Here is a 17,516-nt window from a genome sequence, read left to right on the forward strand (position 1 = left end):
CAGAATGTAGCTCTTGGGGGCCCCCCCGTAAAGTACTTGATTCACCGTCCAAGCAAAGATCCTTCCATTCATGTGGCCGACGGATTTAATGCCAGGGTTCTCCTGAATATTTTATCTAAAAAAGCTGAGAATACTCCACCCTCGATAGGGTGGGGATGAATCAGTAGTTTTCGATTTCAAGACGAACGTATGTGCTATAATATGGATGAGATCACTAAAAGGAGGTGTTGCACATGCTCGTGTCTGCGCAGGAGGTTTCTTCGAAACACCTGGTTCATCAAGCCTATAAATATCGGATCTACCCCAATACAGAGCAACAGCAACTCATTCGTCGAATGTTTGGCTGCTGCCGTTTTGTGTTCAATTACTTCTTGGGAGCTTGGAATCAAAGCTATGCGGAAACGGGAAAAGGCTTGTCTTATCACGCTTGTGCAACACAACTCCCCGGTTTAAAAGCACAATACGACTGGCTGAAAGAAGTCGATAGCATCGCTTTGCAGTCGGCTGCTCGTCATGTGGCGGATAGCTTTGATCGTTTTTTCAAGAAGCAAAATCAAGCGCCACGCTTCAAGAGCCGAAAGCATCCGATTCAAAGTTACACGACCAAATTCACCAACGGGAATATCGCCATGGAGGGCAGTCGCTTGAAGCTCCCCAAACTCGGCTGGATACGTTTTGCAAACTCCCGGAAGCTGGAAGGCCGGATATTGTCCGCTACCGTTCGTAAAAACGCCAGCGGGAAATTTTTCGTCTCGCTCGTTTGCGAAGTTCAAAAGAACCCTCTGCCCCAAGTGGATACACCTATTGGCATCGACTTAGGCTTGAAAGAATATGCAGTATGCTCAAACGGCGAACATATCGCCAATCCTCGCTTTTACCGTCAATACGAGAACAAGCTGGCGCTTTGGCAGCGGCGGATGGCTCGGCGTACTCCGGGCGGCTCCAACTGGAAGAAAGCAAGGCAGCATATCGCTCGTATTCACGAACGCATTGCCAATAAACGAAATGACTTCCTCCACAAGCTGACCACGAGACTGATTCGTGAAAACCAAACGATTAGTATCGAACATCTGCGTGTGGCGAATATGATTCAGAACCCCAAGCTTTCAAAATCCATTGCTGATGCGTCTTGGGGCGAGTGGGTGCGACAGCTGACGTATAAAGCGAAATGGTATGGACGAAATCTTCGGATCGCCGACACGTTTGAGCCGACCAGTCAGCGTTGCCATGTGTGCGGCACAATCCACCCCGAGGTGAAGAACCTGTCCATTCGGGAATGGACGTGTACGGCCTGCGGGACGATCCATGACCGTGACGAAAACGCCGCTCATAATATTAAACAAGTAGCGGTTTAACCCCCACCTAACCAAACAATAGAATTCAAGATTTCCCTAGCGTCAAAAATGTAAAACTGCGGGAACGCAGGGATCGCTTGCTCCATAAGAAGAGGGTACTCTTCTGTTCGCAAGAATCCGCCACTTCAAGCGTTAGCTAAGTGGGGGAGAATTCAATGAATGCTACCGTATGATCGGTTTCACTGTCGGTTATTGGATAGCCTTCTGGATTGAACAGCTGATTGCGCAGCCGATCGCAAGATTGGCAATGAAGACATTGAAGACATTGCATGCAAGGCAGGACCGTAAGGCACAAAGTGTAAATGCGTAATTAGGGCTAATCGTGCAAAATAACAATACATTCGGGGAACGTCCATGCCGGGCGTTCTTTTCTTTTCTTTTAATTAACCAGGCACCCTTTAAGTAAGGGCAACGGCATAGTACACTTAAGTTTAGCGAATACTAAAAGACGACTGCGCCACAGCATTTGCCGCGGCACAAGGCTTGTTGGTGTTTTCATGCCGCTTTTGTTAGAATGAATGCATATGACACTACTTATGAACCATGGGAGGTGCGAAAGCGATGATACAAAGCAAATCCAAAGGTCGTCGTTTTCCTTTATTACCGCTCCGAGGTCTTCTTGTATATCCCAGCATGGTTCTGCATTTAGATGTAGGCCGCGAGAAGTCCGTCCGGGCACTGGAAAAAGCTATGGTTGAAGATAACCTGATTCTTCTCTGCTCCCAGTCGGAAGTGAATATAGAGGAGCCGGGTCGGGAAGATATTTACCGGGTGGGTACAGTTGCGAATGTACGGCAGATGCTGAAGCTTCCCAACGGCACGATCCGTGTGCTGGTCGAAGGCGTGGAGCGGGCAGAGATTATTCATTATACAGACAACGAGGAGTACTACGAGGTGATGGCGCGTGAGCTGCCGGAGCAGGAGGATGTCGATCAAGAGAGCGATGCTCTGATGCGTTCCGTGCTGAGCCAGTTCGAGCATTATATCACCTTGTCCAAAAAGGTGACCCCCGAGACGCTGGCCGCTGTCTCCGATATTGAGGAGCCGGGCCGGCTGGCCGATGTGATCACCAGTCATTTGGCGCTTAAGATTAAGGAGAAGCAGGAGATTCTGGAGACCATTGACGTCAGCAAACGTCTGGAGAAGCTGCTCGATATCCTCAATAATGAGCGTGAAGTACTGGAGCTGGAACGCAAGATCAGCCAGCGCGTGAAGAAGCAGATGGAGAAGACCCAGAAGGAGTATTACCTCCGCGAACAGATGAAAGCGATCCAGAAGGAGCTTGGCGAGAAGGAAGGCCGGGCAGGCGAAGCAGATGAGCTGCGCGCCCAGATGGAAGAGAAGAAGCTGCCGGAGCGTGTGCAGGAGAAGATCGAGAAAGAAATCGACCGCCTGGAGAAGATGCCGGCAAGCTCGGCTGAAGGCAGCGTCATCCGCAACTATGTGGATTGGCTGCTGGGTCTGCCGTGGAGCGAATCGACCGAAGACGATCTGGATATCAAGAAGGCGGAGCAGGTGCTGGATGCAGACCACTACGGTCTGGAGAAGCCGAAGGAACGCGTACTGGAATACCTGGCTGTACAGAAGCTGGTCAAGAGTCTGAAGGGGCCGATTCTGTGTCTGGTAGGTCCTCCGGGCGTTGGTAAAACATCGCTCGCCCGCTCCATCGCCCGCTCGCTGAACCGTAAGTTCGTCCGTATCTCGCTGGGCGGCGTTCGGGATGAAGCGGAGATCCGGGGTCACCGCCGTACCTATGTCGGGGCGATGCCGGGGCGCATTATCCAGGGGATGAAGACTGCGGGCAGCATCAACCCGGTCTTCCTGCTGGATGAGATCGACAAGATGGCAGCGGACTTCCGCGGCGATCCGTCGGCGGCTCTGCTGGAGGTGCTTGACCCTGAACAGAACAATACGTTCAGCGATCACTTCGTAGAGCTGCCGTTCGATCTCTCGAATGTCATGTTCGTAACGACAGCGAATGCCGTGCATAATATTCCGCGTCCATTACTGGACCGGATGGAGATGCTGTTCATTCCGGGCTATACGGAGCTGGAGAAGCTGCAGATTGCCAGCCGCTATCTGCTGCCGAAGCAGCGCAAGAATCATGGGCTGGAAGAGGAACAGCTGTCCATTGAGGACGATACGCTGCTGAAGATTGTGCGCGAGTACACCCGGGAATCTGGGGTGCGGAACCTGGAACAGCAGATTGCTGCCCTATGCCGCAAAGCCGCTAAGCAGATTGTCTCGGAAGAGAAGGAACGCGTAAGCATTCTTCCGGAAGAGATCAAGGATTATCTGGGCGCCTCCAAGTATCGCTATGGAATGGCGGAGCTGGAGGATCAGATTGGTACCGTGACCGGGCTGGCCTGGACCGAGGTTGGCGGCGATACGCTGCTGATCGAAGTAACGGTTGTGCAAGGTACGGGCAAGCTGACGCTGACCGGACAGCTGGGCGATGTCATGAAGGAGTCGGCGCAGGCCGCCTTCAGCTATACCCGCTCTAAGGCGGAGGAGCTGGGACTGGCACCGGATTTCCATGAGAAGAACGATATTCATATCCATATTCCCGAAGGTGCGATCCCCAAAGACGGTCCGTCCGCAGGGATTACGATTGCAACAGCCCTGATCTCCGCCCTGACGAAACGTTATGTCTCGAAAACTGTGGCGATGACCGGCGAGATTACGCTGCGCGGGCGTGTGCTGCCGATCGGGGGCCTCAAGGAGAAGTCGCTGGCTGCCCACCGTGCAGGCTATAAGAAGATCCTCATCCCTAAGGACAACGAGCGTGACCTTAAGGATATTCCCGAGAGTGTCCTGAACGATGTGGAGTTTGTGCCGGTATCCCATATGGATCAGGTGCTGAAGCATGCACTTGTGGATCACGGCGCCGTCAGCGGCAGAGACACAGATAAGGATACAGAAATAAGTATTGAAGCGCCTAGTAGTGTGCATTAGAAAGGAAGTCCTATGAAAGTTAACAATGCCGAATTTGTGATCAGTGCCGTGGGCCCTGATCAGTACCCTGAGGATACCTTGCCGGAGATTGCTCTGGCAGGGCGCTCCAATGTAGGGAAGTCCTCTCTGATTAACCGAATGATTAACCGCAAGAATCTCGCCCGCACCAGTTCTACACCGGGTAAGACGCAGCATATGAACTATTATCGTATTAATGAAAGTATGTATTTCGTCGACTTTCCGGGTTACGGCTACGCCAAGGTCTCCAAGACACAGCGCGCCTCCTGGGGCAAAATGGTTGAGAAATATATGTCCGAGCGTGAAACGCTGAAGATGGTCCTGCTCGTTGTAGACCTTCGTCATCCGCCAACCGGTAATGACAAGATGATGTTCGACTGGCTGAAGCATTATGATCTGCCGCTCTGTGTAGTGGCAACCAAGGCGGATAAGATTCCGAAGACCCGCTGGCCGAAGCATATCAAAGTGATGAAGCAGGAGCTTGGTGTGCTGCCGGGTGATAACTTCATTGCCTATTCTTCAGAGATTGGACTTGGCAAAGACGAACTATGGGAACTTATCGATAGACATACTCTTCCTACCGAAGAAGAACCTCCGGCAGAACCGGACGATCAGGATTCCGGGGATGAACCACAGCACGAAGACTCTTCTGAGACTTAAGGGTTTGTCATAGAATTGAGGGATGGTTATGGCTCAGCGTCTGGCTATGGAATATGTGAATGCAACAATGCAAATGACCGAATTTCAGCTGAACCAGTTTTTGCTTACCGCCGATACCAGCTATATCAGTCACCGCGTGAAGATCCTTGGCGCAGGTGAACAGGAGATTGTACTGGAAGAGGCCGGGGGCGAGGAGGTACATCTGTCTTTTGAACGCAAAGGCGGCATCTATATTGGTTCCTTGTCCTGCAGGGTAGTGAATCCTCATCTGATCAATGCGGTCCGTAAGCTCTTCTTCATGTATAAGGGCACGGGAACCGTGAACCGGATTTATAAGGAATTAACCATGATGTATTACTATGAGGGTGGCTCGGTGCGCCGGATCTCGGAAGTGAGACCCGGCGGCACCAAGCTGATCTATCAGCATAAATATTCATTGGTAGAGATGATGTCTATTTACAAGCTGCAGACGGTAGAGCAGGAGATAGAGCAGGAGCGCCGGAAGATTAATAGGTTGCTGGATCTCCGCAATACTTATCAGCAGGTAGCGGACATCCGTGAAGTAGATGAACAGCTTAAGAGGGCAACTTATCGGCTGTTTCAGTTAGAAGCTTAGTGATAACTAGTATTAAATTAGCAATCATTTCCTAGTGAAATGGTTGTATTTTTTTGCGAAAACTATACATATCCTTTACGAAAGGACCGATAAACTACATATGATAGATATCCATAGCCACATTCTACCCTTCATAGATGACGGAGCCGCTGATGTTGACGCCGCTCTCGCCATGGCGCAAGACGCCCATAACGATGGTATTACAACTGTAGTTGCTACGCCACATCATGCGAACGGAGTCTATATGAATCCGGCTCCGGATATTGAAGCAGCCGTGCGGCTGCTGAACATGAAGCTCCAGGAGACTGGCAATCCGCTTCAGGTACTGCCCGGACAGGAGATTCGTATCTACGGGGATCTGCTGGATGATCTCGAGAAGGGACAACTGCTGACGCTTGCCGGTTCCAGATACATTCTGCTGGAGATGCCCTCTTCGCGGGTGCCGCGTAATATGGAAGAGACCTGCCATGAGCTGATTATCCAAGGTTATGTACCGGTGATTGCCCATCCGGAGCGTAATGCCGAGGTCGCCGAGAATCCGTCCAAGCTGGAGCGGCTAACCGAATTGGGGGCACTCGGACAGCTGACGGCGCAGAGTCTTGCCGGAACGTTCGGAAGTAAGCTGCAGAAGCTGTCACTAGACTTGTGCCGGCGGGGGACTATACATGTGATTGCATCAGATGCGCATGATTCTAGTAATCGTCCGTTTGGTTTAAGCGAGGCTTACGAAGTCGTGAAGAAACATTTGGGAAATGAGACATTCGACTTTTTTCTACAAAATGCGCGTAGAATTGTTGCTAATGAGGAGATCATTCGAGTTAATCCTGTTCAATCCAACAGCAAACTTCATAGATTGTTCGGATTTTTTTCTCGTAAGGGATGACCTTCCTAGTTTTTAATGGTAGAATGGGTATTACTGGATTAAAGCTATAAATTTTATAAAACTACATACAAAGAGGTGGATGACAAGTGACTTTGAAGAAAAAATTAGCAGTATCTACATTAGCAGTAAGCATGGCGGCGGCATCCGTTGCCGGATTCCCGTTCAGCAGTAAAGGCCTGGCCCAGCATCTGGGGATCGTAGGAACGGCTTCTGCGGCAGCGGTTACCCACGCAGACGCGAAGACAAAAGTGGAGAAGATTTATGCTCAACTCACTCCAGCAGACAAGCAAAAGCTTCTGGCTTATGAATTAGAAGCAGGAAATATTAGTCTTTCGACTTTCGGAGATATCTTTAAGCCAGTACTGGACAAGCTTGCTTTGAATGAAGCTGATGTTGCAACTGCCCATAAAGCATTCAAGAGCGTATCCAGTGTAGTTTATGATGTATATGCTAACGATTTTGCTGAGATCAAGGCTATCCGCTATGATGTAGACAATGTGGACCTGCTCAACAGAATCGCAGCCAAAGCTGGCGTGGCTGAGCTTACATTTGACGATCTGATTGAATTCCTGCTGGGTGACAATGGTGTGGAAGCAGAACTCCGCAAACTGGTCAGCAGCAAGACAAGTGCCCAATTGCTGGAGATTATCGCTAATTCTACAAGCCAGGACGCTTTGCTGGACGATGCTATTACAACTGTGCTTAACCACAGAACAGGTGCAGGAGCCCTTACAGTTAGCCAAGTAGTATACAATCTTAATATTACTCCTGCTGATGTGAAGCTCAGTCTGAAGAACCTGAATGCTACACTCCCAACAGCGAAGCCTGCAGTGAAAGCCCTTGCTACTGCTTATATCAAAGCTTACGGCTTCAGTGGCAGTGATGGTGGAAGCGGCGGGAGTGGTGGCGGTGGAACTGTAGTAACAACTCCGGTTACCAACCCTACAGCGACACCAGGCCTGTATGATGTATCCAAGCTGGTCACTATTGTTGGAGATAAAGCTACTTTGAAGCTGGCTGATGCAGATGTATTGAAGGCATTTGATGCCTTAGTTGCTGCTAATGCCGGTAAGACAGGTCTTACACTCACCCTGAACCTGGGTACAGTGAATGCTGCAACAGTGGAAGTTCCATTGTCCAAAGCAATCATCGAAGCTGCCAAGGCTAAAGGTATTGCTAATATCGCAATTACTTTCAACGGCTTGACCGTAACGATTCCAGTAGGTCAATTCAGTGAAGCTATTACACTTACAGCATCCACAATTGCTGATTCTACAGTGACTTCGATTTCCAGCCTGAAGCTGGCATCCAGCGTATATGAATTTGATCTGACGGTAGGCGGCGTTGCAACAACAACCTTCCAGCAGCCAATCACTATTAAGCTGCCACTGAAGAATGCAACTGGCCTTGACAAAGAATTGCTCTCCGTGGCTAAGGTTGTATACGGCGCGCTGCAGTTCCAGGGCGGTGTTGTAGACGGTGACTATATCGTAGAACCACGCGACACTTTCTCTTCCTACGCAGTAGTTGAGAACAAAGTAAGCTTCAAAGACATTGCAAGTGTACAGGCTTGGGCTGGAAGACAAATTGCCGTTGTAGCTGCCAAGGGCGCAATCGAAGGTGTCGGTAACGGAAACTTTGCTCCGAAGAGCAATGTGACCCGTGCTGAATTCGCCAAGATGCTGATTCGTGCACTGAACCTGGAGAACAACTCCGCTAAGCAGAGCTTCGGCGATGTGAGCTCCACTTCCTGGTATGCTCCATACGTAGCTGTAGCTGCTGAGAAGGGGATCATTACCGGACGCAGCGCGGCTAAGTTCGATCCTAATGCAACGATTACCCGTGCAGAAATGGCGACTATGATCTCCCGTGCGATTAAGTCGGTTAACCCTGCTGCAACTACAAGCGCAAGTGCACTTAGCAAATTCTCTGATGCTGCTAAGATCAGTGCATCGCTGAGAGACGGAGTTGCCTTCGCTGCCAGCAACAACCTAGTTATCGGTAACGCCGGTAAGTTCAATCCTAACAACACTGCTACACGTGCAGAAGCAGCAGTTATTATCTACCGTACAATCAACTTCAAGTAAGTAAATAGTAAGTGTGGAGAGCCTCCTCTCGTCTATTAGAGAGGGGGCGCTTTTTTAAGTGGGACGAAATATTACAGAAACAGCTTGGAGGGAAATTCACTTGTCAGCACAAGAATTGGATCTGCGCGATTATTTCCAGATTGTCAGGAAGAGACTGTGGATGATTGTTAGTATTGTTATCGTGGCATGTGTTCTTGCAGGGGTCTACAGCTTATACATCAAGAATCCGGTGTATGAGGCTTCAACGAAGATTATTGTTAATCAGACACCTACTCAATCTACAGTAGGGCAGCTGGATCTTAACCAGATTAATACGAATATTCAGCTTATTAATACGTACAAGGAAATTATTAAGACACCGGCAATCCTCGATGTTGTGGCCAAGGACTATCCGCAATTCGCTATTACTGCAGAGGAGATGCTGAAGAAAGTTAACGTGAGTTCCGTAAATAATACGCAGGTGATGACACTTGTCGTTCGAGATAATTCATACCAGAGAGCCGCAGAAATCGTGAATGCCATATCACTTGTGTTCAAGCAGGAGATTCCTTCCCTGTTCAATGTGCAGAATGTGTCCATCCTCAATGAAGCTAAGCTTAATCCCCCGGTTGCTCCAGGACCGGTAGAACCGAACGTGGTGATGAACCTCGCGATTGCCTTCATTGTATCCTTGATGATCGGTCTGGGAATTGCCTTCTTGCTGGAATACTTAGATGATACGCTGAAGACCGAAGATGACATTAAGAAATACCTTGGACTGCCAACGATCGCAATGATTACACGGCTTGGACAAGAAGAAACGAAGACCACAGAACAGCAAGTACAGACGCAGACCAGAAAGGCGGGGGAACTCGAACATGTCACAGCAGCCAAATAAACAACGCCATCTGATTACAGTGACGAACCCGCGCTCACCTGTATCTGAAGCCTTTCGGGCACTGCGCACGAATATTGATTTCTCTTCGGTAGATGAACGGATACAGATTATTATGGTCACTTCCTCCGGACCAGAGGAAGGAAAGTCTACAGTGACAGCTAACCTTGCCGCTGCCTATGCTCAAGCGGATAAGAAGGTGCTGCTCATTGACGGTGACTTGCGTAAGCCTACCGCACACAAGACCTTTTCTCTTAGTAACCGTTATGGCTTATCTTCATTACTATCCCAGCAGGCGGATTTGTCTGAAGTCATTCAAGAATCCGGTGTAAATAATCTTTCCCTAATGACGTCTGGGCCAATACCTCCAAATCCGGCCGAGATGATGGCTTCCAACCGCATGAGTGCTGTTCTGCAGGAGCTGCGCCAGCTGTTCGATGTTATTCTGATTGATACACCGCCACTACTAGCAGTTACAGATGCACAGATTGTGGCCTCTAAGAGCGATGGAGTTATTATGGTCGTTAGTTATGGCAAGGTTAAACGGGATATTGCCGCTAAGGCAAAGGCAGGTCTGGACCGGGTAGGGGCAAGAATGCTAGGCGTAGTTCTGAACAATGTTAAGCGTAAAGCCAGTGAAGGCTACTACTATTACTATTATGGTAATTGACTTGTTCATAGAGAAAATTGTTATTTTTGGAGGCACTAAAAATGACAGCGAAAACTAGAGTGTTAATGTTATTTATGATCGATATTGCGATTATTTGGTTCAGTGTAGTCACTTCCTACATGTTTCGCTTCTTCGATGGTATTCCTCATGAGTATGTTGTTCAAATGCTGCAATTTGGATCAATTTCGACGGTTGCTATCGGGGGGACCTTGATCTATTTTGGGCTGTATCGCCGGATGTGGCAATATGCCAGTATTGGAGAAATAGTATCCATACTTAAAGCTATTGTCTTCGGGGCTATCATTGCTTATGGTATATCTTTGATAATTCTACCGGCACGGGTACCGTTTGGAGTTGAAGTCCGGGTTATGGAGACAACTCTGGTTCTTGTTGGCGGTATTCGTTTTCTCTGGAGATTTCTTCGGAAGGAACGAATGAATGATAAAGATACAGAGACACATGCATTAATTGTTGGAGCTGGGGATTGCGGAATGTTGATTGCCAAGGAAATGATGGGACCTTCATTTGCGCATACGAAGTTAGTAGGCTTCATCGATGACAGCCCGAATAAACATCATATGTCTATCTTGGGACTGCCTGTGTTAGGGAACAGATATGATTTGCCTCGTCTGGTGAAAGAGAAGAATATTCATGAGATTATTATTGCGATGCCTTCAGTCTCCAGAACTGAAATATCGGAGATAATCAACTTAGCTAAGACAACCGGCGCTAAGCTGAAGATTATTCCTGCCTTGAATGATCTAATCGCTGGGAAGATTTCTGTTAAGAAGCTTCGTGATGTTAGTGTGGAAGATTTACTAGGCCGTGAGCCGATAGTAGCTGATATGAACAGTATCCTTGGATATGTTCATAATAAGACTGTGTTAGTTACTGGAGCAGGCGGTTCAATCGGTTCAGAGCTATGCCGTCAGATTTCTCCCTTTGCACCTGATAAGCTGTTAATCCTTGGACATGGAGAGAATAGCATCTATACCATAGAGATGGAACTACGCAAGAGCTTTCCTTATCTGAACATTGTTACAATTATTGCTGATGTTCAGGATCGTACTAGATTGATGGATGTTTTTCAGAGTTACAAACCGCAGGTTGTCTTTCATGCGGCAGCACATAAGCACGTTCCTCTGATGGAGCGCAATCCTTCTGAGGCGATCAAGAATAATGTCTTCGGTACACGTAATGTAGCGGACTGTGCTGATAAGTATGGAACAGAACGCTTTGTAATGATATCTTCGGATAAGGCGGTTAACCCAACCAGTGTTATGGGAGCAACGAAACGAATTGCTGAGATGTACGTGCAGAGTTTAAATGCATCAAGCCATACGAAGTTCTCAGCAGTGCGATTCGGTAACGTGCTCGGTAGTCGCGGCAGTGTAATTCCAGCTTTTAAGAAGCAGATCGCAGCCGGAGGTCCAGTAACCGTTACACATCCCGAGATGGTCCGTTATTTCATGACGATACCGGAAGCAGTTCAACTGGTGATTCAATCGGGTTCTTTTGCCAAGGGTGGCGAAGTATTTGTACTGGATATGGGTGAACCGGTAAAAATATTGAATCTAGCAGAAGATTTGATTACTTTATCCGGTTATGAGCCTTATACAGATATCGATATTACTTTCTCAGGTATTCGTGAAGGTGAGAAACTGTACGAGGAGCTACTGACGGACGAAGAGAATCTTGGCTCCACTCAGCATGATCGTATATTCATTGGCAGACCTAACGTTATAAGTCAGAATCAATTAGAACTGGAATTCAAGCGATTGGAACGAGTTCTTACTGAAGAGCCAAGTGCAATTCGTGAGGTAATTAATCAGATTGTTCCAATGCAGCCGGTTGCCCAAGCCGCCATTAGTTAACTAACATTAACGGAGGATAACGATGTTCAACAAGAGATGGAAGAAAGTGCTAGTGTGGTCTCTGTCCGTAGTTTTAGTAATAGTGATTGGTGGATTGTTCGCTGCAAACTATGCGGTTGATAAATTAATGACCTCAATGGCTGGTGGATTGGATTTAGAACAGGATAACACTTCCGATAGCGAGAGTGTAGTTATTGAACCTATTGTGGAACCTACTACTGAACCGGCAAATACAGCTACTATTGGGAAGAATGATATTGAAAAGATTGTACCCTCAGCATCATCGGTTACAAATGAGGAGAATATGCCTATAAGTTCTCCTAATACTTCAGGGGGGAGTGTGAAAACGGCTACTCCCGCTTCAACTACTCAACCTGCTAGTACTCCATCTTCTGAGAAAGTGACAGAAACCGGAGGATACTCTGCGCAGGTCTCAACTGATAAAGCTAAGCAGATTCAAGAAAATGTTACTGTGAAAGAAAAAGCGGATGTTGCTTCGATTGTAATGGGTCAATTAAGTGTATCGGATATCAAACGATTACAGGAATTGGCCTCTGGTGGATTAACCATTGAAGAGAAACGCGAAGCACGCAAGATCATTCTTGATAATGTCTCGGCGGATCAATATAATGAACTTTCGTCAATTGCAAAGAAGTACGGAGTGAGTGAAGGAAAGACACAAGAACAGGTTATAGCAGAAGAAAAAGCTGTGGAAGAAGGAAGTGAATAGCAATGAACAAAATTAAAATCCCGGCAACAGTTTTGCTGTTGCTTTTATTAATAGGGGCCGCTCCATTAACAGCATCAGCGCCTTTATCTGCCTCAGCTGCATCAGTAGCGGCAGTAACAACTCCATCTGTGAAAACTGACTTAATTAAAGTTCGAAATATGGATGTTAAGATGATATTTGATGGTGTAGGTATGGTTCCGCCGTCAGGACAATTAGTATTTATCCATAAGAATACAACCTATGTACCCGTAAGATTCATGTCTTACGCTCTTCAAAAGAGCGTAACATGGGATGCTAATAATCTTAAGGTCTCAGTAAACGAACCAAACAGTACGGAGTTAGTCATAATTAAAGAGTATTTAATGAATGCAGCGAATATCCAAAGAACTTTGGATACATCCAAGAGTGTTACATTATCTGAGGTGAAGGCTAGCTATGTTTTTAATGGAGCTGCCAAAACAATTCCTAACAGCCAGTCCAGTTATATAATAAATGGAACTCTATATGTGCCACTTCGATTCCTTTCAGAGTCGGCAGGGAATTCGATTAAGTGGGATCAGAAGGCAAAAGTCATTACGGCTACCTCTAAGGCATATCAAGCACAAATTGGAGAAGGTAATAAAGAAACAGTACCTTCAGCTACTTCCACGCCATCACAGACGGATACTTCAAAAGAAAAACCTGAGAAAGTTTCTTATGAATCTATAACCAGTGCAACAGAAGCCAGACTTAATACCCTGAAATCGCAAAGTGAGTCAACGTTATTTGGTACCGCTATGGAATATCTTGCTGCTCAGGACGATGCTAGTAAGCAGAACATTATTGCAAAAGGGAAGCAGCAATTGGCATCCTTCACAGCAAGTTTTAATAGTATCGTTGCAGATGCCGAAGTACAACTCAAAGCAAATGGATACAGTACAGATATAATTGCTCAATATAGAAGTGTTTTTGAGTCAGAGCTTCAGAATGGCTTACAGGCAGTTGCAGGTATGGCGGACTAATCTCCGCCTCTTATTCTTACATAGAAGAGGTTGAGGGTAAAATGAAGCCGTATTTAATTGTAAAAAGAATACTCGATTGTTTGTTTGCTTGCATACTACTCATCATTACTTCTCCTATTATGCTAATAGCGGCAATAGCTATTAAAGTCAGTTCTAATGGTCCTATTCTCTTTAGTCAAAAGCGTCCCGGAAAACATGCCAATATTTTTACGGTGCTAAAGTTTAGAACGATGTCATTAGAAAGAGATTTGCATGGTGATTTATTACCTGACATAGAGAGAATGACACGGATAGGATCTTTTTTAAGAAAAAGTAGTATTGACGAGTTACCTCAGTTAGTAAATGTGCTAAGAGGAGAAATGAGTTTTATTGGTCCGCGTCCTTTATTAGTTCAATATCTCACAGTTTATACTCCTGAACAGGCCCGCAGGCATGAGGTTACACCTGGCATTTCTGGATGGGCTCAAGTTAATGGTAGGAATACGATTAGCTGGGAGGAGAAGTTTGAATATGATGTTTGGTATGTAGATAATATATGTTTAAGTATGGATCTGAAGATAATTTTCAAAACAATTAAAAATGTTCTCATTAGAGATGGTATAAACAATTCGCAAAATGCTACAATGCCTGTTTTTAATGGTAATCAAATGGAAAGTAAATGAATCTATAAATAGAAGGTGCTATATTGTCAAGACTATTGATATTTGGTGCTGGTGGTCATGGAAAAGTAGTGGCAGATACAGCAATCGCTACTGGGAAATGGAGCGATGTAGCATTTTTAGATAATAATATTAACCTGCTTAATGTACAAGGCTTCCGGGTTTTAGGTGATTTTGAAAGCTATAAAAGTCATCTTAAAGAATATTCAGCTGTGTTCGTTGCTATAGGTAATAATAAATTGCGGATGTACTGGTTAGAGAGGTTGGAAGAAGAAGGCTGTAGTGTAGCGACAATTATTCATCCATATAGTGTTATTAGTAGTTTCAGTAGCTTAGGCAAAGGTAGTGTAGCTCAAGCTGGTGTAATAGTAAATGCTAATTCATCTATTGGTAAAGGAAACATACTTAATACATCCAGCACAATTGACCATGATTGTGTATTAGGAGACGGAATTCATATTTCTCCAGGAGTTAATATTAGTGGTTCTGTGATAATAAAGGATTACACTTGGCTAGGCGTAGGTTCGAAGGTTATCAATAATATTTCCATTGGTAGGAATGTCATAGTCGCTGCAGGTGCCGTAATAATAAAGGATATACCAGATAATGTAATGGTTGCGGGGGTTCCCTCGAAAATAAAAAAGTACTTTGGAGATGAACAATAATGCAAGAACGGATTTATTTATCCCCTCCTCATATGAGTGGGAATGAAATGAAATATATACAAGAAGCATTTGATACGAATTGGATAGCACCATTAGGACCAAATGTAGACAAGTTCGAAGAGGAAATTTGTGAGTATGTTGGAGTAGATCATGCATTAGCAATATCTTCAGGTACAGCTGGGATACATTTGGCTTTGAAGTACTACGGCGTTGGTCCAGGAGACTACGTGTTTTGTTCTGATTTAACTTTTGCTGGTAGCTGTAACCCCATCTTATATCAGTATGCGAATCCAGTATTTATTGACTCGGAACCAGAAACTTGGAATATGTCTCCGGTTGCTCTTGAAAAAGCATTTGAGTGGGCTTTAAAAGAGCATAAGCTACCTAAAGCTGTTATTATTGTTGATCTTTATGGACAAAGTGCCGACTATGATCAACTTCTCCCTATTTGCAAAAAATACGGTGTTCCAGTCATTGAGGATGCTGCAGAAGCTTTAGGTGCATCCTATAAAGGGAAAAAGTGTGGCACATTTGGTGATATTAGTATTTTTTCATTTAATGGAAACAAGATCATTACTACCTCTGGTGGAGGGATGGTTGTCTCAAATGATGAGGCTGCAATTAAGAAAATGCGTTTTTGGGCTACACAATCTAGAGAAATAGCTAAGCATTATGAACATAAAGAAGTGGGCTACAATTATCGGATGTCAAATATTTGTGCTGGAATCGGAAGGGCTCAGCTACAAAATTTAAATAAATTTATTGATAATAGAAAATATATTTTTGAACAATATAAAATTCAATTAAGTACATTGCCGTTAGTTTCAATGCCTATTAATGCATGTGGTACCCCTAATTTTTGGTTATCAGTATTTATTATTGATGAAGGGGTAAAATACACCCCTGAAGATATTATTGAAGATTTAGAAACGGAAAATATTGAGTCGCGGCCTTTGTGGAAACCAATGCATATGCAAGAACTATTTAGTGAGTATCCATTTTTTAGTCATTTCGATATGGAGGCAGTTGGAGATCGCTTATTTAGATATGGCTTGTGTTTACCTTCAGGATCTTCAATGAATGAATCACAACAAAACTTAATTGTTAAAACAATTCAAGAGATGCTCTCTCCCTTAAACTAATATAATACACCATAATTTTAACTTGTTTATGTAAAATGTAAGGGGAAAATATATGAAAATATTGTATGTAACAACAATATCTAATACGATTAATGCTTTTTTAGTGCCACACATTAAGATGTTGATTGCACAAGGTCATGAAGTGGATATAGCTTGTAATATAAAGAAAAATGTCGACTCTAATTTAATAGATCTTGGTTGTAAAGTTCATAATATTCCTTTTCATCGATCTCCAATTAAAAGGGATAATTATACTGCATTGTGTATGATTAAAAATATAGTTTTAAAAGGTAAATATGAAATGATTCACTTGCATACTCCAGTTGCTTCTTTTTTAACTAGATTTGCATGTAGAAATAACAAAGAGGTGAAGGTATTATATACTGCACATGGGTTTCATTTTTATAAAGGAGCTCCAATTAAGAATTGGATAATATACTATACTATTGAATTTTTGGCTAGTAAATGGACTGATGGAATTATTACAATTAATGAAGAAGATTATTCTATTGTGCAGAAATTAAAATTAAGAAGAACGAATGCTGTATATAAAACATCTGGTGTAGGCCTAGATTTAAATAAATATTCCATTGCTAATTCTGAGGAAAAGCGCAAATTGCGTGAGGAATTTAAGTATGGGAACAATGATTTTATTTTATTTTATGCAGCCGAATTAAATGATAATAAAAATCAAGAGCTTCTAATTAATACAATGTATTTATTAAAGGATAAATATCCCAATATAAGATTAATGCTTGCTGGTGAAGGGCCATTGAAAGGGAAATATGAAGAAAAAATCAGTAAATTGGGATTATGTGAAAATATCGAACTTTTAGGATATAGAAATGATATTTCCCAGTTGTTAAAAATTTCCGATGTAGTAGTAGCTTCATCTAAAAGAGAAGGTTTACCAGTAAATATTATGGAGGCTATGGCAACTGGACTCCCACTTATTGTTACCGATTGTAGAGGACAACGTGATCTTGTGAAAAATAACATAAATGGATTTATTATAGGTGTAGATGATGCTAATAGATTTGCAGAGGCAGTAATTGAATTGATGGAATCTAATAAGATAAGAAAAGAATTTTCCCGAAATAATCTAATTGATATACAAAAATATTCTTTAAACAACGTAATATTAGAGATGAATTTAATTTATCAGTCTTTATTGAAAAATTAGGTCAAGTAATAAGGTAATTTATTTTAGTATAAATTAGCGAAATACCATATAAGCAGAACTTAAGAAGGATGGCTAACCAATAGGGAATCACAGTGAGGGGTAAAGATTTCGTTCATGCGGCAAGCTAGATTCTTGATTACAATC

At 44.4% G+C, this 17,516-nt stretch carries 16 protein-coding genes; all 16 read left to right on the forward strand.

The features are described from left to right. The first annotated feature begins 233 nt into the window (after positions 1-233). Positions 234-1,355: an IS200/IS605 family element RNA-guided endonuclease TnpB gene (tnpB, locus tag MKZ24_RS11510; RefSeq protein WP_340783065.1), complete on the forward strand. Its 1,122-nt coding sequence runs from the start codon at positions 234-236 to the stop codon at positions 1,353-1,355. 169 nt (positions 1,356-1,524) lie between these two features. Then, a complete protein-coding gene (locus tag MKZ24_RS11515; protein ID WP_340783068.1) occupies positions 1,525-1,665 on the forward strand; it encodes a hypothetical protein in 141 nt (46 codons plus the stop codon). Positions 1,666-1,916: 251 nt separating this feature from the next. Beyond that, the gene (gene lon, locus MKZ24_RS11520; protein WP_042238996.1) at positions 1,917-4,310 is read left to right on the forward strand and encodes an endopeptidase La; all 2,394 of its coding nucleotides are present in this window, start codon (positions 1,917-1,919) and stop codon (positions 4,308-4,310) included. A gap of 12 nt (positions 4,311-4,322) precedes the next feature. Beyond that, positions 4,323-4,988, forward strand: a complete 666-nt coding sequence (yihA, locus tag MKZ24_RS11525; protein WP_340783072.1) for a ribosome biogenesis GTP-binding protein YihA/YsxC — start codon at positions 4,323-4,325, stop codon at positions 4,986-4,988. 28 nt (positions 4,989-5,016) lie between these two features. Then, positions 5,017-5,604 (forward strand): hypothetical protein, encoded by a 588-nt coding sequence (locus tag MKZ24_RS11530; protein ID WP_042238991.1) that lies wholly within the window; start codon positions 5,017-5,019, stop codon positions 5,602-5,604. A gap of 100 nt (positions 5,605-5,704) precedes the next feature. Next, positions 5,705-6,487 carry a tyrosine-protein phosphatase gene (locus tag MKZ24_RS11535; RefSeq protein ID WP_340783076.1) on the forward strand — a complete coding sequence of 261 codons (783 nt, stop codon included), beginning with the start codon at positions 5,705-5,707 and terminating at the stop codon, positions 6,485-6,487. Between the two features lie 86 nt (positions 6,488-6,573). Further along, entirely contained in the window at positions 6,574-8,574 is a 2,001-nt protein-coding gene (locus MKZ24_RS11540; protein ID WP_340783079.1) for an S-layer homology domain-containing protein, read from the forward strand. 100 nt (positions 8,575-8,674) lie between these two features. Further along, positions 8,675-9,451 carry a YveK family protein gene (locus MKZ24_RS11545; RefSeq protein ID WP_081956666.1) on the forward strand — a complete coding sequence of 259 codons (777 nt, stop codon included), beginning with the start codon at positions 8,675-8,677 and terminating at the stop codon, positions 9,449-9,451. Beyond that, entirely contained in the window at positions 9,432-10,118 is a 687-nt protein-coding gene (locus MKZ24_RS11550) for a CpsD/CapB family tyrosine-protein kinase (RefSeq protein ID WP_042139654.1), read from the forward strand. The genes MKZ24_RS11545 and MKZ24_RS11550 overlap by 20 nt, the downstream gene beginning before the upstream one ends. A gap of 41 nt (positions 10,119-10,159) precedes the next feature. Further along, positions 10,160-11,992 (forward strand): polysaccharide biosynthesis protein, encoded by a 1,833-nt coding sequence (locus tag MKZ24_RS11555; RefSeq protein ID WP_340783084.1) that lies wholly within the window; start codon positions 10,160-10,162, stop codon positions 11,990-11,992. 22 nt (positions 11,993-12,014) lie between these two features. Further along, positions 12,015-12,722 carry a hypothetical protein gene (locus MKZ24_RS11560; RefSeq protein ID WP_340783086.1) on the forward strand — a complete coding sequence of 236 codons (708 nt, stop codon included), beginning with the start codon at positions 12,015-12,017 and terminating at the stop codon, positions 12,720-12,722. A 2-nt stretch (positions 12,723-12,724) separates the two neighbouring features. Then, complete coding sequence (locus MKZ24_RS11565; RefSeq protein ID WP_340783088.1) at positions 12,725-13,723, forward strand: copper amine oxidase N-terminal domain-containing protein; 999 nt, start codon at positions 12,725-12,727, stop codon at positions 13,721-13,723. Between the two features lie 41 nt (positions 13,724-13,764). Next, complete coding sequence (locus tag MKZ24_RS11570) at positions 13,765-14,385, forward strand: sugar transferase (RefSeq protein WP_340783090.1); 621 nt, start codon at positions 13,765-13,767, stop codon at positions 14,383-14,385. A 23-nt stretch (positions 14,386-14,408) separates the two neighbouring features. Beyond that, entirely contained in the window at positions 14,409-15,047 is a 639-nt protein-coding gene (locus tag MKZ24_RS11575) for an acetyltransferase (RefSeq protein ID WP_340783092.1), read from the forward strand. Next, positions 15,047-16,189, forward strand: a complete 1,143-nt coding sequence (locus MKZ24_RS11580; RefSeq protein ID WP_340783094.1) for a DegT/DnrJ/EryC1/StrS family aminotransferase — start codon at positions 15,047-15,049, stop codon at positions 16,187-16,189. The genes MKZ24_RS11575 and MKZ24_RS11580 overlap by 1 nt, the downstream gene beginning before the upstream one ends. A 52-nt stretch (positions 16,190-16,241) precedes the next feature. Further along, positions 16,242-17,372 carry a glycosyltransferase family 4 protein gene (locus MKZ24_RS11585; protein WP_340783096.1) on the forward strand — a complete coding sequence of 377 codons (1,131 nt, stop codon included), beginning with the start codon at positions 16,242-16,244 and terminating at the stop codon, positions 17,370-17,372. Positions 17,373-17,516 lie beyond the last annotated feature (144 nt).

Source organism: Paenibacillus sp. FSL R7-0297, assembly GCF_038009025.1.
Classification (GTDB): domain Bacteria; phylum Bacillota; class Bacilli; order Paenibacillales; family Paenibacillaceae; genus Paenibacillus_AQ.